At 37.4% G+C, this 23,443-nt stretch carries 18 protein-coding genes; 11 read left to right on the top strand and 7 right to left on the bottom strand.

Annotated features, from left to right (window positions below; translation table 11 throughout):
• Positions 1–14 precede the first annotated feature (14 nt).
• Entirely contained in the window at positions 15–458 is a 444-nt protein-coding gene (locus tag WNY98_RS11575; RefSeq protein ID WP_342877969.1) for a hypothetical protein, read from the top strand.
• A gap of 106 nt (positions 459–564) precedes the next feature.
• On the top strand, positions 565–810 hold the full coding sequence (locus tag WNY98_RS11570) for a hypothetical protein (RefSeq protein WP_002958222.1): 246 nt from the start codon (positions 565–567) through the stop codon (positions 808–810).
• Between the two features lie 204 nt (positions 811–1,014).
• Here WNY98_RS11570 and WNY98_RS11565 read toward each other — a convergent pair whose 3' ends face one another.
• Together WNY98_RS11565 and WNY98_RS11560 are read right to left on the bottom strand one after the other, a co-directional pair.
• Positions 1,015–1,161: a hypothetical protein gene (locus WNY98_RS11565; protein WP_170072080.1), complete on the bottom strand. Its 147-nt coding sequence runs from the start codon at positions 1,159–1,161 to the stop codon at positions 1,015–1,017.
• Between the two features lie 96 nt (positions 1,162–1,257).
• Complete coding sequence (locus tag WNY98_RS11560; RefSeq protein WP_076925459.1) at positions 1,258–2,178, bottom strand: glyoxylate/hydroxypyruvate reductase A; 921 nt, start codon at positions 2,176–2,178, stop codon at positions 1,258–1,260.
• Between the two features lie 129 nt (positions 2,179–2,307).
• On the opposite strand from WNY98_RS11560, the gene WNY98_RS11555 reads away from it, so the two are divergent.
• Positions 2,308–4,014 (top strand): lysophospholipid acyltransferase family protein, encoded by a 1,707-nt coding sequence (locus WNY98_RS11555; RefSeq protein ID WP_342875443.1) that lies wholly within the window; start codon positions 2,308–2,310, stop codon positions 4,012–4,014.
• Between the two features lie 46 nt (positions 4,015–4,060).
• On the opposite strand, the gene dapE is transcribed toward WNY98_RS11555, so the two are convergent.
• A complete protein-coding gene (gene dapE, locus WNY98_RS11550; protein WP_342877968.1) occupies positions 4,061–5,245 on the bottom strand; it encodes a succinyl-diaminopimelate desuccinylase in 1,185 nt (394 codons plus the stop codon).
• A gap of 263 nt (positions 5,246–5,508) precedes the next feature.
• On the opposite strand from dapE, the gene WNY98_RS11545 reads away from it, so the two are divergent.
• The gene (locus WNY98_RS11545) at positions 5,509–6,162 is read left to right on the top strand and encodes an OmpW family outer membrane protein (protein WP_076925456.1); all 654 of its coding nucleotides are present in this window, start codon (positions 5,509–5,511) and stop codon (positions 6,160–6,162) included.
• A gap of 85 nt (positions 6,163–6,247) precedes the next feature.
• On the opposite strand, the gene WNY98_RS11540 is transcribed toward WNY98_RS11545, so the two are convergent.
• Complete coding sequence (locus tag WNY98_RS11540; protein ID WP_024603739.1) at positions 6,248–6,784, bottom strand: thioesterase family protein; 537 nt, start codon at positions 6,782–6,784, stop codon at positions 6,248–6,250.
• Positions 6,785–6,889: 105 nt separating this feature from the next.
• Here WNY98_RS11540 and WNY98_RS11535 point away from each other — a divergent pair, with 105 nt between their 5' ends.
• Complete coding sequence (locus WNY98_RS11535; protein WP_342877967.1) at positions 6,890–7,384, top strand: hypothetical protein; 495 nt, start codon at positions 6,890–6,892, stop codon at positions 7,382–7,384.
• Positions 7,385–7,412: 28 nt separating this feature from the next.
• Here the strand turns inward: WNY98_RS11535 and tyrR are convergent, their stop codons facing one another.
• The 3 genes from tyrR to bcsE form a co-directional block, all read right to left on the bottom strand.
• Positions 7,413–8,969, bottom strand: coding sequence for a transcriptional regulator TyrR (gene tyrR, locus WNY98_RS11530; RefSeq protein WP_342877966.1), 1,557 nt, complete (start codon positions 8,967–8,969; stop codon positions 7,413–7,415).
• A 194-nt stretch (positions 8,970–9,163) separates the two neighbouring features.
• A complete protein-coding gene (gene bcsG / locus WNY98_RS11525; RefSeq protein ID WP_165744523.1) occupies positions 9,164–10,744 on the bottom strand; it encodes a cellulose biosynthesis protein BcsG in 1,581 nt (526 codons plus the stop codon).
• 169 nt (positions 10,745–10,913) lie between these two features.
• Positions 10,914–12,536, bottom strand: coding sequence for a cellulose biosynthesis protein BcsE (gene bcsE / locus WNY98_RS11520; RefSeq protein ID WP_076925453.1), 1,623 nt, complete (start codon positions 12,534–12,536; stop codon positions 10,914–10,916).
• A 114-nt stretch (positions 12,537–12,650) separates the two neighbouring features.
• Between bcsE and bcsR the strand changes: the two genes are divergently transcribed.
• From bcsR to WNY98_RS11490, 6 genes are read left to right on the top strand one after another with little or no spacing between them, the layout of a single operon-like run.
• Positions 12,651–12,830, top strand: a complete 180-nt coding sequence (gene bcsR, locus WNY98_RS11515; protein WP_170072212.1) for a BcsR/BcsP family cellulose biosynthesis protein — start codon at positions 12,651–12,653, stop codon at positions 12,828–12,830.
• A gap of 31 nt (positions 12,831–12,861) precedes the next feature.
• Positions 12,862–13,578 carry a cellulose biosynthesis protein BcsQ gene (gene bcsQ, locus WNY98_RS11510; protein WP_342877965.1) on the top strand — a complete coding sequence of 239 codons (717 nt, stop codon included), beginning with the start codon at positions 12,862–12,864 and terminating at the stop codon, positions 13,576–13,578.
• A gap of 1 nt (position 13,579) precedes the next feature.
• Positions 13,580–16,249, top strand: a complete 2,670-nt coding sequence (bcsA, locus tag WNY98_RS11505) for a UDP-forming cellulose synthase catalytic subunit (protein ID WP_007581342.1) — start codon at positions 13,580–13,582, stop codon at positions 16,247–16,249.
• Positions 16,242–18,488 (top strand): cellulose biosynthesis cyclic di-GMP-binding regulatory protein BcsB, encoded by a 2,247-nt coding sequence (gene bcsB / locus WNY98_RS11500; RefSeq protein ID WP_342877964.1) that lies wholly within the window; start codon positions 16,242–16,244, stop codon positions 18,486–18,488. The genes bcsA and bcsB overlap by 8 nt, the downstream gene beginning before the upstream one ends.
• Positions 18,488–19,618 (top strand): cellulose synthase complex periplasmic endoglucanase BcsZ, encoded by a 1,131-nt coding sequence (bcsZ, locus tag WNY98_RS11495; protein ID WP_342877963.1) that lies wholly within the window; start codon positions 18,488–18,490, stop codon positions 19,616–19,618. Before bcsB ends, bcsZ begins: the two co-directional genes overlap by 1 nt.
• Entirely contained in the window at positions 19,609–23,427 is a 3,819-nt protein-coding gene (locus WNY98_RS11490; RefSeq protein WP_342877962.1) for a cellulose synthase subunit BcsC-related outer membrane protein, read from the top strand. The genes bcsZ and WNY98_RS11490 overlap by 10 nt, the downstream gene beginning before the upstream one ends.
• The last annotated feature ends 16 nt before the right edge of the window (positions 23,428–23,443 follow it).

Raw genomic sequence — 23,443 nt, 5'->3', positions numbered from 1 at the left:
GCCAGATTTGCTTTATGTCTAAAACCTCAAATAAACAATCGTTGCTAGGTAAAGCACCGGCTAGAAAAAAAACAGCGCAAAAAAGAAAACCACAGCGTTCTACTCAGCGCCCTTCACCGGCAGAGTTAAATTCCAGTGCAAAGAATGATACAAGCCAAAAAACAACGCAAAAAAAAGGACTGTTTATATCACTCGCTGTCGTTGCTGTAATAATTTTAGCTTTTCCAAAACCTACCTTACTCACCTATAAAAAATTAGGGATGGTAAGTGAGAGTGTTTACTGGCCCGGATTCTTTGGCAAGGGGGCTACTTTAATTGATTCAAACCTGCACCCCACCTATGATTCTAGCCGTGAGTCCCTTTATTTATGCAGTGACTTGCAGAAACCGCAGAGCTGCCAAAAGTATCAAGTAATTGCTGATAATGGTTTATTTTCAGCAATCGGTAGCTACTTTTAGCATTAAAAAAACTAATCTGAAAATTTAAAATTACTTGGTTGAAAGGTGCGCAAAAGATCAACATAATGGCGCTCCTTTTTTCAACAACTGAACTATTGAAACGACCATGCTAAACGAGCTAGATTGGCTTTTAAATACTACACTACTTGCACTAGGTTTAGGTGCATTCTTTATTAACCAGATAACACTGCTGCGCGTTGCCGCCATTAGTGCGTGTGGTTTATTATTCTTATCATTTAGCTTAGATCTTATGTCGTCGAGTGTTATTTCAAATATGAGTTTAGTGTTGATCAATACTTTTTACTTGTTTAAAGTTTATACATTTGGGCAGTTTAATGTAACCCAAAGTTAACAACTTTTCCCTAGAATATTTAATAGCCCAGCATTGCTGGGCTTTTTTATTAAGAATTCAAAAATATTAAAAAGCACTTTGAACCAAGGTGAAAATTAGAACTTCAAACGACACGCCAACACTACTGTGAAAGTAGTGTTAGTGGGCTGCAAAAAAAAATGATGCGAAGAAGCACGAAAACTGAGGAATACATAGTAAGTAAAGTTAGTCCGCTACTGTTAACTCACTTTGGGTTTGTATTTTAGATGGACTATCTTCAGCGTTAGCCTGATTAAACCAAGCTGAAACACCTAGTATAATAATTGAAACAATAACTAGGCTTAATTTAACGCCACTTTGACTCGATTTCATAACACCCTCTTTATATTTTTATTAGTGAGAATACCTTTTACACTAATGAAAATTACAAATGTTAACAAGCTGTTTTTTAAACTAATTAGCTATCAGCTAATAACCTTTAGTTCTATCTACTGAATTATTGAGTGCTAAGCCCTTATTCAAACGTTCAATATTATCGGCTATTTGGTCTATAACACTATTTAAATCAGAAATCGCCGCGCAATGTGGTGTAAGCGTTATTTTGGGGCTCCCCCAGTAAGGGTGATTCGACGCTAAAGGTTCTTGATCAAATACGTCGAGTGTAGCTGCGCGTAAGCTATCGTTATTTAATGCACTTAGTAAGTCTTGTTCAACAACATGAGCACCACGTGCCACATTAATAACAACAGCATGTGAAGGTAGCTTAGCGAGCATTGAGTGATTAATAATGCCTGTCGTTGCTTGCGTAAGGGGTAATAAACATACAAGGTAGTCAACCTCAGGAAGCATACAATTAAGGCCTTCCTCGCCATAAAAAATTTCGACATTAGTTGCGCTTTTATTACTTTGCGCCCAAGCACTTACCTTAAAGCCATTATTTATAAGCTTTTGCGCGCATGCTTTACCTAATTCACCAAACCCAAGTATGCCGACATGTTTATTACTATGTGCCCGCTTTGGCTTCCATGTTTGCTGTGTTTGTTTAATGTAATACTCTTTTAAACGTAACTTTTGAGCTAACACATGTGTCAGTACATATTCCGCCATATCTTCAGCTAGCTGATTGTCAACAATGCGGACTACTTCAACACTTTCGTCGAGTAAGGTTAAATCGATACTGTCTACGCCAGCACCAAATGACGACACAGCCTTTAAGTTAGGTAGCTGTGGCCACATAGATTCTGGCGCTTTCCACGCAAGTACAAAATCCACATCATGTGCGTTTTTGCAATCAGGCCATTGCTCTATCAGCGTATTTGGTAACCGCTCTTGTAACTTCGTCATTAGTTTTGTGTTGTCACGCCCAGTAATAGCAACTAATACAGACATAAATTCTCCTAACAATACACTGTTTATAAGTTTGCACTTTAAAAAGTCACACTACTGCAAAGTAACTGTCACACCCTTTTTTTAATCTTACATGTATGGCGAATTGGCCAAACGGAATATGAGGTTAATATGATAAGTGTTGATAAAGTAATTGCTGCAAACTTACCACAACTAGAGAACTCTCCTAAAGTAAAAGGTTTAGTAAAAAAAGGTCTAGGCTACTTATTGCATGAACAGGAGTTTGTTGCTTTTGGTGATGCCTACCCTCACCTACAAGGGTTAGAATTTGTTGAACAAGTGCTTGATGAACTCAATTTTGATACCCGCTATAAACCTAAGCAGATAGAGCACATTCCTAACGAGGGTAAACTTGTTATCGTTGCAAATCACCCTATTGGTTCATTAGATGCTCTAGCACTTATTAAAGTACTTTCAACTGTAAGACAAGATTTAAAAGTAGTGGCAAACCGCATGTTGATGTCGGTTACCCCAATGCACTCACTTTTACTCCCCGTAGATAACTTATCAGGCATGAGCAATAAACAAGAGCTTAGTAATATACAAAACCATTTAAAAGACGAAGGTGCATTACTTATATTTCCGGCAGGAGAAGTATCGCGATTAGGGCCAACAGGTATTAAAGACTGCAAATGGAATAGTGGTTTTTTACGTATGGCAAAAAAAGCTAACTGCCCTATCTTACCTATTTATATTAAAGCCAAAAATAGTCCACTTTTTTATGGCACATCAATGATTTATAAGCCGTTGGCAAGTTTGCTCTTAGTAACAGAAATGTTTAAGCAACGCCAAAAATCTTTAGAGTTTGAGATTGGTGCCTCTATCCCTCCTGAATCTTACTTAATAGAAAACCTTAAAGATAAAGAAGTTGTAAACCTTATTCGTAAACAACTTTATAGGCTTACAACAAAAAAAGCCCTACCGCTAAAAACACAAACACCCATCGCTATTCCCGAGTGCCGCAAGGAGCTAAAAAAAGCAATTGAGCAATGCCAGCTACTTGGTAAAACACAAGACGGTATGCATATTCATCTATACCAGTATGTAGGTAGCTCACCTATTTTTAGAGAGTTAGGGCGCCTGAGAGAAATCGCGTTTAGAGCGGTAGGTGAAGGTAGCGGTAAACGTCGTGATATAGATAAATACGATATGGATTACCAGCACCTTGTACTGTGGGACCCCATGCAACTAGAACTGGTAGGTGCTTATCGATTAGCCTGCGCACAAGAGATAATACAAAAGCACGGCCGCAAAGGTTTATATACTGATAGCTTATTTTCTTACACCGACGATATGGCCCCTTACCTACAACAAGGAATTGAGCTTGGTCGCAGCTTTGTGCAGCCTAAATATTGGGGACGTAAAAGCCTCGATTATTTATGGTATGGCATTGGCGCTTTTATCAAAAACTATCCACAGTACAGATACTTGTTTGGTGCTGTAAGTGTATCAAACGCTCTACCCGAGCAAGCAAAGGCCATGCTCGTTTATTATTATCAGCATTATTATAAAAGTGGCATTGAATTAGCTACGCCTAATAATGAGTTTAAGTTAACCGAGCTACAGCTAACCCAGTGTAATACTCTTTTTAGCGGCAATGACGTGAAAGAAGATTTTGTAGAGCTAAAACATGTACTAGCTAATATGGGTGCTCAAGTCCCTACTTTATTTAAACAATACACTGAACTTTGTAAACCCGGTGGAGTGCAATTTTTAAGCTTTAGTATTGATCCCGATTTCAATAATTGTATTGATGGATTAGTATTGGTCGATCTTGAAAATGTAAAAGAAAATAAAGCCAAACGTTATTTACAATAACCAATAAAAAGTGAGTCCTTATATCTATAAAGTACTCTATTTATATTTAATTATTAATAAATATTTGCTCAAGTAAAGTTGTATAAATAGCTTCAATTTTAAGTAAGTCACTAATAGATACATGTTCGTTAACTTGATGAATCGTATTGTTTCGTACACCACATTCAATCACTTGAGTATGGGGGCTGGCAAAAAATCGTCCATCTGATGTCCCTCCATCTGTACTTAGTAATGGGTGACTTGATGTGTTTTTATAAATAGCTTGCTCAATATGAATAAGTAAACTCCATCCCGTATTATGGCTTGTGTAATAAGGCTCGCATGGGCGCTCCCACTCAATCGTAAAATGCTCAGCAAACTTGTTTAGGGTCTTCATTAATTGCGTTTTAACTGCTGTGCTACTGTAACCATGGCTATAACGTACATTAAATGTAATTTCACAATGACTTGGCACTAAATTATCGACCACATTATTTATGTTAATTCCAGTCACTTGCAGTGTGGTTTTTGAGCTAGCCACATCGAGTAACCAGATCTGATCACTCAAGCTATTTACTATTTTTGCAGCAATATGAGCAGCATTGAGTGTGTTTTGAGGATAAGCTACATGACCTGCCTTACCAGTAACTAAAATGCGAGCTGAAAGCGCACCACGACGGCCATTCTTAACCGTATCGCCAACTTGTGCCACACTTGTTGGCTCCCCCACAATACAGCCATCTAATACAACATCTTGCTTGGCAAGCTTATTAACTATTTCTTGAGTGCCAAATTCAGCCTCTCCCTCTTCATCTGACGTGATAAGCCAGTAAAGAGTCCCTGCTTTAGCTGATTTACTATCAATTAATTTTTTTGTGGCACTCAACATAGCAGCAACACCGCCTTTCATATCAGCTGCTCCTCTACCGTATATTGCATCATTTCGCACTCGCCCTTCAAAAGGAGGACTTAGCCAACCGTTACTTGTTGCTGGTACTACATCAATGTGCCCTGAGAAAGCAACACATGGGCCTTCTTTGAATTTTATGCAGGCAATTAAATTAGTTACACCATTTATAGTAAATTGCTCGCAACTTAAACCTAAATCCACCAATTTATCTGCAAGCCAATCAATTGCACCCGCTTGATTAGGGGTTACTGATTCAAAGCGAATTAGTGTTTGTAAGTGCTTTACAACTTCTTTTTGAATATCCGTTGTTTTTGATTTTTTTTCAAATGCTTCTAAAAACATGGTAAACACACTTTATTATTTAATGTGCCTTTATTAAAACGTGAGTATATGACTAAGCGATGTCAGCCTTAATACATTCATATGACTGTTAATGGAATATATATGTCAATCGTTACAAAGACAGAACGACACTAAAATTAATCTAAATCAATAAAACAATTCACAAGGTTAAAATATTTTTTAAACTTTGATCTAGAACAGGTTTTCATTTTTATTGCTCGGTAATAATAGCGCCAATTAAACAGTAGTTCTTGGAGAACAACATGAAAACCCAAATTAGCATCGCATTATTAACCTCTTTATTAGCAATCTCTCCAGCTGCACACGCTAACTTTAGCGTAAATGTTGGCGCTATTAACGTAAATCCAGATAACAGTAGCTCAGCAATTAATGAGGCGCCGACACTGGGTCTTAAAGGTGATTCAGATACCCAACTAGGTATCACAGTAGATTATGCTTTTAACGATCAATGGGTGTTGGAACTGATAGCAGCAACACCGTTTTCACACGATGTGAATGGTGCCGGAGGCTTAGCTGGCAACAAAATTGCTGATATAAAACAGCTTCCGCCGTCTTTAGTTGCGCAATATCACTTTTTAGATACCAGCTATGCGCTAAGACCTTTTATAGGCGTAGGCATAAACTACACTGCATTTTTTGATGAGCAACCTTCTCAAGCACTTAAAACGACGCTAGGAACAGATGATGTAGAAGTAAAGCTAGATGATTCGTTTGGCTTTATGGCTCAGGTAGGTGCTAACTATAAAATTGATAAAAACTGGGGTTTACACGCTATGGTATCAATTATGGATATTGATACCGATGCCACTGTTTATGCAAATGGTGCAAAAGCACTTACATCAACTGTTGAGCTTGACCCCGTTGTTGCTATGTTCGGTGTTAGATACAGCTTTTAAAGCATATATAAAATAGTACGTAGTTACCCAATTACAATGTGTGTTAAAAGGCCGAAAGGCCTTTTTTTCATTTGTAGAGTATTAATTACCTTGGTAAGTTACTTAACTTTTTCTGCTCTAGCATTTCTTTCCAGTGCATTACTTCACTTGGCAATATAGGTGTTTGCCCATCAAAACCAGCAACCTCAAGCATTTCTTCAATACTTATAATACCCTTTTTACTTTTAAATACACCGCGTACATAAGCAATAGCATGTAGGCCTCGTTCTGAGTGAAACTTTTGCTCAATATAAAAGTATTTATGATCCCAGCCCACTAACTTGGTGCTTATTGTATATCGCTGCATGGGTTTAATATCGCGGATATAAGTTATGGCCGTTGCGTTAACAATGGGAAACCAACGACGCTTCATTATTTGCTTTAATAAGCCAACCCGTTCTGTCATCCAAGTACGAGATAAGTCCATCATCGCAAGGTAGCGTGAGTTTGTTAAATGTAAATTAATGTCACAATCAGTAGGTAAAGCTTTGTAATCAATATCTACCGTATCAAGTAAATTTTGATATTGCTTGTTACGTTTAATTTTAAAAAACAATAATAAAAGTCGAATATATAAGTTCACAAAAAAGGTCTTACCAGTTAAATTTATTCGAGTGTAGCATAGCCTCTTGCGAAGACGAATATTCTACTTTAATCTTAAATCATTATTATAATAAAAAGATAACTCATGAAATCAAAACGAAAAATTATCACTGCGCTAGCTTTATTAATACCCAGTTATAGTGCGTTTGCCGACTTTTCATTACCAGGTAAAGGCTCTGTTACTTACCCTACCGGTGTAGTTAAAGAGTTTAGATTTGGTTTTGAATGGCAACAAAAAGCTGAAAAATTCATTATTGGCTCTAAAAGTTACAATATGGAGCAGATCCCTAGTTCTTATTCAGTTGCTATAACGCTTTCAAAAGATGACAGCCAAGTATGGGTGCAAGAATTTAATAATGGGTTTATTAAAGAATTTGAATGGCAAATTGGCGAACATAGGATCACTTTAAAAAAGCAGCAATTTAGCGACCCCGTAAAAGGCGATTATGTTATTGAACTTAATGGCCGTAGCTATTTTTTCACTCGTAATAACGCCAGTATTGTAATGAACTTTAATGAAGAAGGTATTGAAACGATTGCAATTGATGGGGTTACAAAAAATATGGGGACTAAAAATTAGTCCCCATATTTTAATGTCTTTATGTTAATTACACTTTTACTGTTTTTCGGTTAATACCGTAATCACGTAACTTGTTAGCTACAGCGGTGTGACTTAGGCCCAATCGCTTAGCTAACTGGCGTGAGCTTGGATAAGCTGGGTAGAGTTTACGAAGTAAGGTCGCTTCAAAACGTTTAACCGCTTGATCTAACGAACCTTCAAAATCAGACTCTAAATACCCTAAATCGTGAGTAAAAGTGGGTAACTGTAAATGCTCTACGCGAAGCTCGCTATCATCTAGTAACGACACTGCACGGTAAATTGCATTTTCAAGCTGGCGAACATTTCCTGGCCACGGATACTCTTGTAAAAAGCTCAAACACTCTTGTGATAAAACAGGAATTGCATGACCATTTTGTTGCGCATATTTTTGAATAAAATGCTCTGCAAGTGGTCCTACATCTGCTTTTCTATCTCTTAGTGGCGCTATTTCTAAAGTAAGCACGTTTATACGGTAATATAAGTCTTCTCTAAAAACCCCTTCTTGTACCATTGCAGGTAAGTCTTTTTGAGTAGCAGCAACAATACGTACATTTACTTTAACTTCGTTCTCATCGCCTACTTTTCTGAACGTACCATCTTGTAAAAAACGCAGTAACTTAGTTTGTAGTTGAGTCGACATTTCGCCAACTTCATCTAAAAATACAGTTCCACCATCGGCTTGCTCTAATACACCGCGCTTTGGCGCTGCATTTTCTTCGTACCCGGCATAACCAAATAATTCAGACTCAGCAACATCATCAGGAAGAGAAGCACACGACAGAGCAATAAAAGGTTTAACAGAACGATTAGATGCGTAATGGCACGCTCTAGCTAATAACTCTTTACCTGTTCCTGTTTCACCAGTAATCAAAATAGGGGCTTCTAGTTGCGCCATTTTTCGGGCTTCGCGCACAACTCGGCGCATTGCCGTACTAAAGTTATGAATAGTGGCAAAGCTTTCTTGCCCGTAACGTCTAAACGCACTGACTTGCTGCCCTAAGCGACTTTGCGATTTAATATTAATAACCGCACCAGCAAGTACATCACCTTCACTGCCTTGAGGAACTGCAATTGGCAAAATGTCTGCAATAAAATCCTCACCAGCAATTTCAACGCGAGTAGTTTGTCCGAGTACTTCTTTACCTTCTAACCAGCGTGTAAAGTTAAAGCCCTTAAGCAGGTTATTAATATTTGCACCAATCACGTCTTTTTCAATTAGCTGTAAGTCTTTACATGCTGCATCATTACATAAACGTACCCAACCTTTGGCATCAATAGAGATAACACCATCAGGCAATGCACGTAGTAAAGTATTTAATTCGTTGTGTTCACGCTCAGATGGTAAAAATGCAGTGGTACGCACATCATGTACACCGTCGATTAAACGTATCGATGGCATAATTTTTTGGAATTGTTCAAATTCAATTTCGGGAAAACTAACGTACATACGACAATTTACAGAATCGACCTCAATTCCTTTTAAATCAACGCTGTAGTTAACTAATATATTAAGGATTTCTTGAGCAATACCAATTCGATCAGCACAGTGAATATCTAGACGCATACATCCTCAAAGAAGGAAAAACTATATTAGCCGAATAATACGCTAAGTCGCTTTGAGAAGGTAGTTTATTGTAAACATTTTTGGACAAAACAGCTTTTAAAGCCAAAGGGTGGGATTGTAATTAAACGAAGAAAAACAGCACTGATATTTATATTTAACTATACCAGTGCTGTTTATTAATTCTTATTATGAGACTACTTACCTTGTGGATAAGCTGACCAATCACCACCATCTAATTGTATAAATGGTCGTTGATTAACGTACATCATTATTGTGCCTTCATTTTCAGCAACTTTAGGTGCTTTAGGTAGGTTTTCAAGTAAATTAGCAACACTGTTATTCCCACCAAACACATCAGTTTGCAGCGCCTTACTTACCAGCTCTGAAAGCGCAAAGTAACTTGTTGAATCATCAACCACAATTTGCGAGTAATTTTGTACGTCTGGGCCTATAAATTTAATCGCTACAGGTACAGACACAATCGCAGGACTAGGGATTTCACGTAATCCTGCAAATTGTACCTTATCACCTTTCAAATTAGCGCCGTGTTCAGGCACTATCATTAACATAACGTTGCGTCCACGCTTTTCTAATTTTTTTACAAACTGGTTAATATCAGCAAACAAGTTTTTATGCCTGATTGGGTATGTCTCTTTACTATTCACCCTTGGTTGATTCTCTAGCTGATTACCGTCATGTAAACTTGTGGTGTTGTAGTACATTGCACAAGGTTTACAGTCCTCAGATTGCTCTAACCAACCATCCAGCACAGCTTCATCAGAGTATATAGGGCTATTATCAAATCCTCGAAGCGCCACCGGCATTGAATCAATATTAAATGGTGGGCTATCTAAGCCTCCGTACTTATTTATTAAGCCTTTAAACTCATCAAAATGTCCATCGTGATTCATCACAACGTTATTTTGATAACCTAGTTTCTCTAGGTTTTTAAATAAGTGACATTGTTCAGGTGCCTCTTTAAATAATGCTGTTTGACTAGTTTGCCCACAACTGGCGCGCAGTAACCTTACCGCAGCCGGCCCGCTGTATGATGTAGCCGAGTTAAAGTCTGAAAACACTACATCAAAATCTTTATACATGTCAGTAACACTTACACCAATGGCATTTAAATCAGCAACAGCCATTGAGCATATGTTCAAAATGATAACATCAAACAGTTCACCATTTACCTGGCTTGGAAAGTGACTCATTAATAAGCTTTGTTGTTGATAAAAATCAGCTAGTTTTTGATCAGGAGATTGTGATGCCTGAGTGATCACTTGTGTTTGGGGATTACTTTGATTTTGTGTAACCGGCTCAGGATTAGCGACATTATTAACGAATTGTGTTTGAGAGTTATCTCCTTGCCACCCTACAACTAAAAGCCCAACAATAGTGACTGTTGTAAAACGTATCCATTGCGATGTGTACCAAAAACACACACTAATTACGAACAAAGCTAATAACATATCAATATTAATAACACGGCTTAATAACTCAATAAAGTAACCAAAACTAAAATCTTGAACGTTACCCGCTTGTTTAGTCAACCTGTTTATTGGTGGCAACCATGAGTCTTGGTAAAGTAATACAACTGCAAATACACCACCTAATAGATGTTTAACTTTTTCTATTAATGGTTTTTTAAATTTAATCGCAAGCAATGCAGCAAAAGCCGCATTGGTAAGTACGTTAAAATCAATTGCACCGTAATAAAACAGAGCAAACTTAACTAAAAAATAAAGGTTCCAAACCCCTAAACCTGATAATTTCACTTCTTATCCTTTTTTACTGTATTTGGTGTATAAGGCTCTAGTACTTCATGTTTAAAAGTAAGCTTATAATAATATTTTGTTATTTGAGATAAAATGTATTTGCCTAGTACACAAAGCACCGCACCAAGCACCATAGCAAGAAACACGGTAATTAGAAGCTGATTCATACTCATAAGTTATCTCTTAATTTCATTATGAAAGGCTTAGCATCTGGACGGCTTTTGTTAGAAAACTCTGGTGTTTTAATATTTTCAGTAACGCTGTTTGCTATATCAGGTGCAAATTTATAGCTATCATTCTCGGCAAGTTTTTGCGAGAAATCTACAACACTCTTACCTTTATAAAAACGCCTTAATTGTTTACATTCTTGCTGGATGTAAAAATGATCAGAAATTACATTTTGCTGTACAAAAAAATCGCTTGTTTTTAATTTAAACAAATGCTTAATCGCATTATCAACGTCATTCTCTCTACAAGCATGCAAATATAAATAAACTGTATTATCTGCAATACTAAATACATCACCTTCGCGTTTAATATGAAATAAATGCAAAGGGTGTATTGGGTCAATTCTTGGCAGTAGTTCTAACTTAACTAGCACACCACTTACGCCTAAGTTGACAGCTGAATCACTATGAACTTCTACTTGTTTTGTAAACTCAATGAAAGGTAGGTAACCTTTCGAAAAAGTGTTCTCGGTGTATTTTAAAACATCTTCAACAGAGGGAGGTAAAGGTCTTGAAAACTGAAAACCTTGAATAGATTGAATTTGTGAGAGCAACCTAGAAGGCTCTGAAAAGCTATACAAGATAAGGTTTACACCCAAGGTTAAAAATAAACACTCATCTTGATGGCGAATAACACCATCTACATTTTGAATAACAAGTTTTAACCAGCGCCCACAGTTTTTTCTGAGCTCAAAACATTGCTTACCTAACTGTGCTAAATCTGTGTAGCGCGTAACTGCAAAAATTAATGTGGCTGCTTCTACTTTTGGACCTTTATTAAATAGGTCATTATTATCTTTCACACTTTTATAGTGCATTGGTAATTTAGTACCTTCAGGTACAGCACTTTTCACGAGCCAAACGTCATCTTCATCGGAAAAGTCTGAACTTTTAGGTGCTTTGCTCTCGTTTATTATTCCCTTTTGAACAACAAACTGATTATTACTTAATAATAACGGGTAATGTTCACCAGCAATAACGCCCGTGCTATGGCGCCAATAATCATATTCAAGAACTCGCATTGCAGAATCATTATCAACAAAAACCAGTCCATCAAATACATTATTTAATCGTCTAATTAAAAAGCGGTAATTAGCAATATCAGGCCCAGATATTAAAAATAGTAATGTAGCCCCAGTACGACGGACAAAATCGTTGTACTCATTCATCATCAGTTTTAAGCTTTTTTCGCCAGCACTGTTTAACTGTGTTGTATTAAAATGAACAAAAATAAGCGCTTCGTTTAGACGTTTATAAGCACTTATCTCTTTTATAATACCTGAATTGATTCGCTCAATTGAATAGTGTTGTGTTTCTGGGGCCAACGAAAAAGGATGTACTCGATTATGTTCATAAGCATAATTTAACGATGCAGAAAAAGAAGAATCAAAAAATGATTCAGCCTCTTGAGAAACTATATATATATCATTAGCCAAACTTTGGTTAATTGAATGTAACGCTAATTCGATTGCAAAATTGTCTAAAGGGGCTAAAACAGCATAACTTGAAGCCGATTTTAACTCTTTTGCAGCAGGCTCTAATCCCGTTATGTTAAAGTTATGCACTTAGAATGCCCTATAAAAAATACTTTTTTACTAGTTTTAACCGTTATTCTATATATAATAGCCAAATATTGTCCACTTTTAATCAAAATAATTAAAGTAACTGTAAAGGTAATGATGAATAGCTTAACGTCTAAAAACTCACAAACGTTAACATCGAGTGACATAGAAAACCTTGCGCTGCGCTTCGGTGGTAAGAGTGATGACTACATAGAAATTGTAAACAAACAGCAAAATAATAATACAATTAATAAGTATGCATTACTTAAAGAAATAAACAACGAACTAAATACGTAAGCTAGTTCAATTAACGATAGGTAAACATCCGTTGCAAAGAGTTTTCATTAAAGGTATCAAAGGCGGTTCAGGCAGTACCTCTGTGGTTGCAAACCTAGCGTGCGTGCTAAAAAAATCTGACGTTGATGTTATTGCTATCGACCTAGATGCAAAAAGTGACTTAGGTTTACATTTTGGTTTGCCGTGGAAATACACCAAAGGCTGGAGTAATGAAGCTAGTTTTGAAGATGCTCTTGCGCATTTTCACCAAGATAACGATGGCATTATATTTTTACCATTTGGTGATAGCGATGACACCAGCATCGATAAAATTACTAAAATAGTCAATAAATGCAAAAATCTAAATTATAGCGATGAAGCTTGGATACTTTTTGATTGCCCTTCACATATTAATCTTTCTTACTACCCATTAGAAAAAAACGATATTGTTATTGAACTAGTGAATTGTGACGCCATTTGTCACAGCTTAATTTATAGACGCCTGCAAAACCTCAAGAATTCAGATACAACTTGGAAGCATTATTTTTTAGTTAACCGCTATAACTCCGCATCAACGCTAGAGTTTGACTTGTTTTCCCTATGGCAATCAACGCTTCCGCTTATGGCTCCGTTTTTTATCAACAGTGACGAAGTAATCAAAGAGTCAACCGCATACAGAAATGTAGCACTTAACTGCGCGCCCTATAGTGTCGCAAACGATGATTTTGAAACGCTAGCCGGTTGGCTAGTTAGTAAAGCGAACTTATAAAATGAGTATTACACTATTTTATCAGCGCCCTATTCACAGCACTTTATACTTGCTGCTGAGCATTTTATTTACTGATAAGTTAGTTCGGTATATTTTATTTAAGTTTCATAGCTACTTTAATCAACATAAAGTAAATGTAATTGAAGCTTTCTTAATGCCTTTTATTACACTTTTAAGCTCGCTATTTATAAATATTAAACAGCATAAAATCAGCTTTGAGTTTACCCTTTATGACTACTACCCTCATTTAAGGTTGCCTTACCGAACCTATATTTACTCAAATATATTACGCTTTATTATTCAAAGTGTATTTTTAGTGTTTTTCAAAAACCAGCTTAAATCTAGTTCAGTAAAAGAAGATGCAGTTAATTATTTCTATGATGGCGTTAGCTACCTTTTAAGGCAATTACGTTGGTTTGATTTAAAGTTAGGTAAATTATTAAAACGCCTACTATCAAAAAACAAAAAAGGCCCTAAAAAAAGTGCATTTAAAGCCATGGCTGATGCACGTGTATGGCAAAATAAATTAGTTAAATACGTCATCCTCGCGTTTATTTTATTTTTATTAGCAATATTCATTACAATTCCTTTTAGCTTGGAAGCTCAAGCCGTATTTATAAGCTTTATTTTATTAGTTGCGTATGCACTTAAACGAGTAAAAGGCCAAATGGCAACCATTGTCATGATCACCTTGTCAGTAACTACCTCTTCTCGTTACTTATGGTGGCGTTACACTGAGACTTTAAACTGGGATGATCCGCTTGCACTTGCACTAGGTGGCGGTTTACTACTTGCTGAAACATATGCATGGCTTGTACTGATTTTAGGTTTTTTTCAAACAGTTAATCCGCTTGAGCGAAAACCAGTGCCTTTACCTAAAGACACTGACCTATGGCCAACTGTTGATGTATATATTCCAACTTATAACGAGCCGTTAAGCGTTGTAAGACCTACTACTCTCGCTGCTTTAAGTATCGATTGGCCTGCAGACAAGCTAAATGTTTATATATTAGATGATGGTAAGCGCTCAGAGTTTAAGGATTTTGCAGCCGAGATTGGAGTGGGTTATTTAGCGCGTTCGGATAACAATCATGCTAAAGCCGGTAATATGAATAGCGCTATGCGTTATACCGATGGCGAATATATCGCAATTTTTGATTGTGACCACGTCCCTGCTCGCTCGTTCTTACAAATGACAATGGGACAGTTTTTAAAAGACAGTAAAGTGTGTTTGGTCCAAACACCGCATCACTTTTTTTCTGCCGATCCATTTGAGCGAAATCTTAATAACCACAGTCAAATCCCTAACGAAAACATGTTGTTTTATGGACTAATTCAAGACGGTAACGACATGTGGGATGCAACCTTCTTTTGTGGTTCTTGTGCCGTATTAAAACGAGAAGCGCTTGATAATATTGGTGGTTTTGCATTTGAAACAGTAACTGAGGATGCTCACACGGCCCTTCGTATGCAGCGCGCAGGTTATAAAACTGCATATATAAACATCCCACAAGCCGCAGGCCTTGCTACCGACAGCTTGTCAGCGCATATAGGCCAACGTATTCGCTGGGCGCGTGGTATGGCACAAATATTTAGGCTTGATAACCCATTGATGGGTAAAGGTTTAAGCATCCCTCAACGATTATGCTATATAAACGCAATGCTGCATTTCCTTTCGGGTATTCCTCGTATTGTATTTTTAACAGCTCCTTTGGCGCTAATATATTTTAATGCCTACATAATTTATGCTCCTTTTATTGCTATTTTTATCTATGTGGTACCGACACTAATTCAAATAAAAGCGACTAACTCACGCATTCAAGGTAAATACCGTTACTCCTTCTGGGGTGAAGTGTATGAGTCAGTACTTGCTTGGTACATATTAAAACCAACTACCGTTGCTTTATTTAATCCTAATAAAGGTAAATTTAACGTAACCGAAAAAGGCGGTTTAAATGATGAAGAGCATTACGACTGGGGGATTTCTAAACCGTATTTAATCCTCTTACTTATTAACTTACTTGGAATAATAGTGGGTGTATTACGTCTGTTTTTAGGTGATTCAAGCCAGATTGGCGTACTTATAATAAGTATGGGTTGGGCTTTTTATAATATTATTATTTTGGGTGCTGCGGTTGCGGTTGCTGCTGAGGCTCGCCAAGTGAGGCACTCGCATCGTATAAAGGCAAACTTTCCTGCCGGCGTTCGTTTAGCAAATGGTCATACTTTAAAAGTAAAAATAACGGATTATTCAGATAACGGTGTAGGTATAGAGACTGAACACGCACATTTATGCCGCGTTAACGATAAAATTGAATTATTAATGAGTCGCGGTAACAAGCAATTTTCGTTTACAACGTATGTATGTAATACCCGTAAAAAACAAATTGGCCTTACACTTAAAGATTTATCTCTCGAAAAGCAAAGAGCTTTTATACAATGTACTTTCTCCAGAGCAGATGCTTGGCTAGATTGGCAAAATAACTTTAGACATGACCGTCCATCGTATAGCTTCAAAGAAGTGCAAAAAACCAGTTTACGGGGCTTTAGTAATTTATTGTTTCATGCCCCAAGAGCGTTACAACCTATAATTAAGTTTATGACTAATACTGTCATTTACATAAATTCATTTACTCCAAAAAAACCGATAGTGCATAATAATTATGATTAAAAAGTTACTTAATACATTTCTAACATTGTTACTTATTAGTAGCGCATATCAAGTGCTCGCTATCGAGCCTATGCACGACAAAACTATGTTTGTAAATGGCTACCCTGAGAGCGCTCAGGTTTCTAGTTTACGTCTTAGCTTTGAAAAGTTAGGGTTCAACGACTATAAACTCGACGGCGTGAATAATAATTCTCGAGTCGATTTCACAAATAGAATTGATAAATTAAGCACTAATCTAAAGCTTAACTTTTCGTACACCAACTCACCTTCATTGCTGGCTAATGTATCGCATTTAAAAGTTTATTTTAACGATAACTTAGTTACTGTTTTACCTATTAATGAGCAATTAAGTATTGTAAAAAATACGGTAAGTCATAGCCTAGACCTAAATGCTAAATACATTCAAGACTACAACCAAATTCGCTTTGAACTAGTTGGCTACTACGATTTACGATGCCAAGATTACTTTAGCCGCTCAATTTGGACTGAAATAAACAAATCAAGCCACATCACGCTTGATCAAAAACAGTTAGCAATTGATAGCCGTCTTGAGTATTTACCAGAACCATTTTTTGATGCTAAAGATTACAACAAATTAAACTTACCTTTTGTATTTGCAAACACACCTAATACACAAGCAATAGAAGCTGCAGCCACTTTATCTAGTTGGTTTGGCGCACAAGCTGACTGGCGTGGCGCTAACTTTCCAGTAGTTTTAAATAAAGCACCAGAGCAGCATAGTGTGGTGTTTATTACTAATGACTCAAAACCTGATTTTTTAAAAGATTATCCTGATGTCGAAAAACCTACAGTTGAGCTAATTTCAAGCCCAATCCACCGATACAATAAAATGTTGTTAATTTTAGGCCGTGATGAAAAAGATTTAAAAACAGCGGTCACTGGTTTGGTATTTGGTCATAAAATTATGACAGGCAGAAGTGCAAGCATCGAAGCAATTAATAAGCTACCTCTGCGTAAAGCATACGATGCCCCGCGATGGCTTAGAAACGATCGTCCAGTCCACTTTGACGAGCTTATTGACTACCCAACTCAGTTACAAGCTGAAGGTCTTAACAACGGCCCTATAAAACTAAATGTCCGTTTTGCACCTGATTTATTCACTTGGCGTGAAAAAGGGATCCCGATAACTTTGCAATACCGTAATACTCCTGAGAGCGAAACCTTAAATTCGCGTTTAAATATGCTAATAAACCAAGAATTTATAAGTGGTTTCTTACTTGATAAAAAAGATACATCGTTAACAACTGCTAAAACGTTGCTGCCTTTAATTGCTAATACAGACACAACACAAAGCGCAGAAGATTTTTCATTGGAAGGTATTAATCTTGCCAATCGCAATGAACTAAACTTTGATTTTAGGTTTGCAGTACTTAAGAAAGGCGAATGTGCCGTTGCTCCCCCTGGCGGCGAATACGGTGTAATTGATGGAAATTCTAATATTGATGTAAGTGGGTTTGACCATTACATGGCTTTACCTGATTTAAATGTATTTGCAAATAGCGGGTTCCCATTTACAAAGTATGCAGATTTACAGCAAACTTTAGTGTTAATAGACGAAGTTCCATCACCAAAAGCACTTTCTGTATTATTTAACCTAACAGGTCATTTTGGCGCTATTACAGGATACCCAGCTCATAGAATAAGCGTTGCTCATTTAAATGAAGATGCAAACTTAGATGACAAAGACATCTTAGTTATCGCAAAACCTAATAGCATTGCTAATAACTTAGATGAAGATGCACAAACTAATATCCTCCTTGATAACAATCAGCGTGCTATAAAACAAGCTATATACAATGGTGCATATGATGAACAAACTACAGATAAAGTAGAAGTAAGTATAAAAAGTAGCGGGGATATGGCCGTTATCACTGGCTTTCAATCACCGTTTGATTCAGAGCGTTCAATTGTATCGCTTAGTGCAACATCACAAAAAGCCTTTACTCTGCTTGATGATGCGTTAATGAGTTCAGAAGCGCTTGCACAAATTAAAGGCAGTGCAGCGGTTATAAACTCCCAAGGTATTAAAACTATTAAAACTGATGAGCAATATTTTGTTGGTCATATTCCAGTGCATACACTAATTTGGTTCCATTTGTCGGATCACCCATTTGTGCTGGCGCTATTGTCTATTTTAACACTACTGCTGATCTCATTTATAATATGGCGATTACTGCAAGCATTAACATACAAGCGCTTAGCTGAAGGAGATAAGTAATGAAGTCACTCATTAATGTATTTTTTACCGTGATTGCATTATTTACTTTTAATGCCAATGCACAAGTAGAGCAGTGCCAGCCATGGGATACATGGCAAACATTTAAAAATAATTTTATAAGCAAAGATGGCCGCGTTATTGATTTGGGGAGTGAGCAAAATATCACAACCTCTGAAGGCCAATCTTATGCGTTATTTTTTGCTGTTGTGGCAAATGACAAAGCAATGTTTGATCTAGTGCTTGATTGGACACAAGAGCATTTATCAGAAGGTGATTTAAGCACTCGTTTACCGGCATGGCAATGGGGTGTTAACAATCAAAATGTTGGCGGAATTTTAGATTCAAATCCAGCGTCTGATTCTGACTTATGGATAGCATACAGTTTATCGCAAGCTGCTATTCTTTGGGATGACCGCCGCTACAGCATATTAGCAGCCGTACTTGCACAGCGAATAATGCGTGAAGAAACCGCCTATATTTCGGGCCTAGGTTTATCATTACTACCCGCCCCTACTGGTTTTGAATTTGATAATGAGCGTTTTAAGTTAAACCCAAGCTACTCACCGTTATTTATTTATCAGCAGTTTAAAAAGCTTTATCCACACTCGCCTTGGCATCAACTGCACGAAGGCTCAGCAAAGTTGATTTTAGATACAGCAAAGCAAGGTGTTAGCCCTGACTGGGTAATGTTTGATGCAAATAACGGCTTTTACTACGATAAAAAAACAACTGACTTGGGCAGTTACAACGCTATTAGAGTGTATTTATGGGCAAGTATGATGGCAGACAACGCACCTTATAAAAAAGAGCTATTAGCGCAATTTAACCCTTTTATAGAAACAATTAATAAACGTGGTTACGTGCCTTTAAATACTTTTGCTAAATCAGGAAAGTCTGAAAAAAGAGGCCCTCTAGGCTTTAACTCAGCTCTATTACCTTTACTAGCGACTAATAACGATAATTCTACAGTAATGGCTATTCAGCAAAAACTAATGATTGATAAATCATTTACCCAGACTCGTTATTACGACAGCGTGCTTAACTTGTTTGGTACAAGTGCTTTAAATAAACGTTTTTCAATTACAGCAGATGGGACGCTACAACCGGTATGGAGCATTGAATGCCGTTAAGGTTTGCCCTAGCTTGCACATTAGCGCTTAGCTCTGGATTGAGCGCTAACACAGTCAACGATATTGATACGCAATCTGTTGATTGGTTACTAAGCCAAATAGGTATTGGTGAAGCACAGCAAAATAAAAAACTAGTTGAAGATAGCTTACGAAAGCTAGTCGCTATTGCCCCTGCCCGAATAGAAACGCAGTGCGCAGTAGCGCGTTATGATTTTGCCAATGGAGAATCAGCAAAAGCCAACCAGTTATTAAGTAAAATAGATAATGGGCTTACCGAACAGGCTTCGTGCGTTGAAAAACTAAAAGTTCTTTCTCGTACTGAAGGCAAAGATAAATCTTCAATTCAACAAGCTAAATTATTGGCTCGTGCGGGTCGTTATGAACAAGCTCGCGAAATCTATAATAAGATTTTTAAAAATGTCTACCCAACACTAGATTACGAACTTGAACATTTAAGCTGGTATGGACAAGATAACTCCCAATGGGAGAGTGTAAAAAAAGGCTATGATAGATTAGCTCAAAACTATCCAAGTATTGCGCAAGTAGAAGTCGCTTATGCGCGTCACTTACTTAGGCGTAATCTGACAGATAAAAAAGCGATTGATATTTTAAGTAAATATGGTGCAGGCCCTACTTTTATCAATGAAGTAGAATACATCTGGCTTAGTGCTTTACTAGAAATGCCCTTAACGGATGAAACAGTCAAGCAGTATCAGCGCTATTTCACGCTTTATCCCTTTAGTAGTAAAGGTGAATTGCAGTACCAAGATTTTCTAAAAGATTATAAAAAACGCCAAACACTCCTTGCCGACCCTGCTTATCAATTTTGGGTAAGAGGTGATAAATTACTTGAGAAAAATAAGCTAGCTGCTGCAGAGCCTCTGCTTTTAAAAGCTTTAAGAGGTCGTCCGCAAGACGGCGCTATAATGCGAAGCATTGGCACACTCTATTTACGCCTCGGTCAAAATCAAAAATCGTATCAATACTTTACGCGTGCGCAAAAATACACAACTGAGTTCGCTGAGCGTGAAACACTACAAGAATTAGCAAAAACAGCTAAGCTTTGGCTTTATATACGCGAAGCTAAAAATGCCATTAATAATAAAGAATTTAAAACGGCTAAGCTTAAGCTTGATTTAGCTGCCACCTTAGAACAAGAAACTAATACAGTAATATATAACAAAGGCTTATTACAATTTGCTCAAGGTCAATATTCACAAGCAGCACTTACATATCAAATTGTTTTAAAAAGCGAGCCGCTTAATAGCAGTGCTTTAATAGGCCTACTTGAAATAGCTGAATTAGAGCAGAATGAAAAAGCCCTAACCTCTTTTTATAACAGCTTATCGTTTAATCAAAAGAAACTAATTAAAGAACCTTATTCTGTATCTTTAAGCAGTCAGTACCGCGCAAAGGCAGAGGCGTTAACGCAATCTGGAGATTTAGAGCAAGCTGAAAAAGTATTAAAAAATGCAATTGAAATAGCGCCAGAACAGCCTTGGTTATACTACGATTTAGCCTTTATATATCAACAAAAAGGTCTGACAGAAGAGGCCCGCGCTTTATTTAATAATGTACTGTGGCAATTTCCGTTAAACCCACAGATTCGTTATAGCCACGCGCTTTTTTTACGCTCTCTTGATGACTATCAAGGTGCTATTAAAACATTGCAGTACATTCCATTTAAATCCAGAGATAAAGACATTATTGCGCTTGAACAGCAGCTGCAACTTAATGAGTCTTTAACACAAAGTGAGCGCCACCTTGATGCTAAAGATAAAGCCACTGCGATTTATCATTTAAGTAGCTTAGAAGCACAGAACTTAACACCCGCTATGCAGGCAGAGTTATCGCGAAGTTGGTATAGAATCGACGAAAAAAAACACGCTATAAGACTTATAAGCAAAGCACTGAAAGCTGAGCCTTTGCTTTCTGCTTATTGGCATACACTTTATGGTGAGTGGCTTTTAGAGCAAGGTGATGAAAATAAAACGAAGCAATGGTTTGAAAAGTACGTATTACCAGAGAGCGCAACTGAAAACGAAACAACTCAATATGTACAGCTACAAAATAGCTATATTACTCAGTATTACAATGGTAGTGATTTAATCGCTAAGCTTAACCAGCTGGATCAAAAATATAAAAATACTCCAGCAACAACTACTGCCCTTATTAATGCAAATTTAGCACTTGAACAACGCGAAGCGGCCGTTATTTTGTACCAGCAAAAAGTACAAAATAAACAAACCATTGAGCCTCAAGCACTACTCGCTATTGCTAATGCATACATAGAACTTGGGGACGACTTTCAAGCAAAAGAAGTTACGCAAAAAGCGATTACGCAAACCACATCGCAAGAAGGTTATTTGCAACGCCAAATCATGTCATCTCTCAATGAGTTTAATTACTCAGGGGATGCACTTTACTTAGCTAAGCAACTTGTTGAAAAGTCACCCAACGATCAAGAACTACGTTATTTAGGCGCTCAAGTAGCCAGCAAATTCAACGAAACCGAACAAGCACAATCTTGGTACACGCAAACCCTATTTCCTAATCGTACATTAAATGAAAAAGAGCTTTACGGAGCGCTTTCAAAAATAGATGAAAACGATGAATGGTATGTAAACGGTGCTAAAAGAGAGCTAATAAACGAGCAAAACAAAAACCAAGCATACATTGCTATTGGTGTTAACTTTAGTGGGCAAACAAGCACCGAAAGCGAAGCAACACTTGGCGCGGGCTTAGTCCCGATTGAAGCTTACTTTCCGCTTTGGCAAGGCCAAGGGTTTATTAAAGTAGACCCAACTACTATTAGCGCACAAACAACGCGCTTTGATGAGCAATTTGCTGGCAGCCGCTATGGACAAGGTGCACTGTGTATTTTTACCTGTTCAATCGATGAAGTAACACCTGAGGAAAGTGGTGTAGATGTAGGTATTGGTTGGCAGAACGAAAACTGGCGTGTAGATGTAGGTACAACTCCACTCGGCTTTTTAATTGAAGACATTGTATGGGGTGTAAATTACGCAGACAGTTTTGGCGATTTTGGATACAGCCTAGAACTTGAAAAGCGCCCAGTTACAAGCTCGGTACTTTCTTATGCGGGCTTAAAAGATGTAAATACGGGTGAAGTTTGGGGTGGTGTACGCTCTACAGGCCTGACTGCTAATGTATCGCATGACTTAGGCGGAAAATGGGGGTTTTGGTCAAGTGCCGACTTTACCCTATATAAAGGCCAAAATGTAAAAGACAACCAACGCTATCGTATGATGGGCGGTACTTATTACCGTGTAATTAGCAATCAAGAGCGTGAATTTACCGCAGGCGCTAGCTTATTACATTGGGCATACAAGTATAATTTAAGTGAAGAAACATGGGGCCATGGTGGTTATTACAGCCCACAAAACTATGTAGGCTTATCTGTGCCACTCACTTATGACGCGCGTTGGGGCGATGATTTTGTTTATCGATTAAAAACCGGTGTTTCGTACTCGCAAACAAAAACTCAATCTATTGATTTTTTCCCTAATGATGGCGATTTGCAAATAGCTGCATATGATAGAGAGTCAATAACAGGTGTTGATCCTGTATTTGAAGGTGAAACAAGTTCTGGTGTTTCGTATAATCTTGAAGGTAGTTTTGAGTATAGAATAACGCCGAATTGGTTCTTTGGTGGTTATTTAGCCATCGATCGTTCTGACTTTTACGAACCAAACTTTGGTCAGCTTTATATACGTTACTACTTTAATCCTGTGTACGGAACACTTGAGTTTCCAGGCACTCCTATTATTCCTTATGCTGAGTTTTAACTTGGCATAAGGTGAT

It is taken from the genome of Pseudoalteromonas sp. AS71 (assembly GCF_038900275.1).
In the GTDB taxonomy this organism is placed as follows: domain Bacteria; phylum Pseudomonadota; class Gammaproteobacteria; order Enterobacterales; family Alteromonadaceae; genus Pseudoalteromonas.
This window is presented reverse-complemented; position numbering and strand designations above follow the sequence as displayed.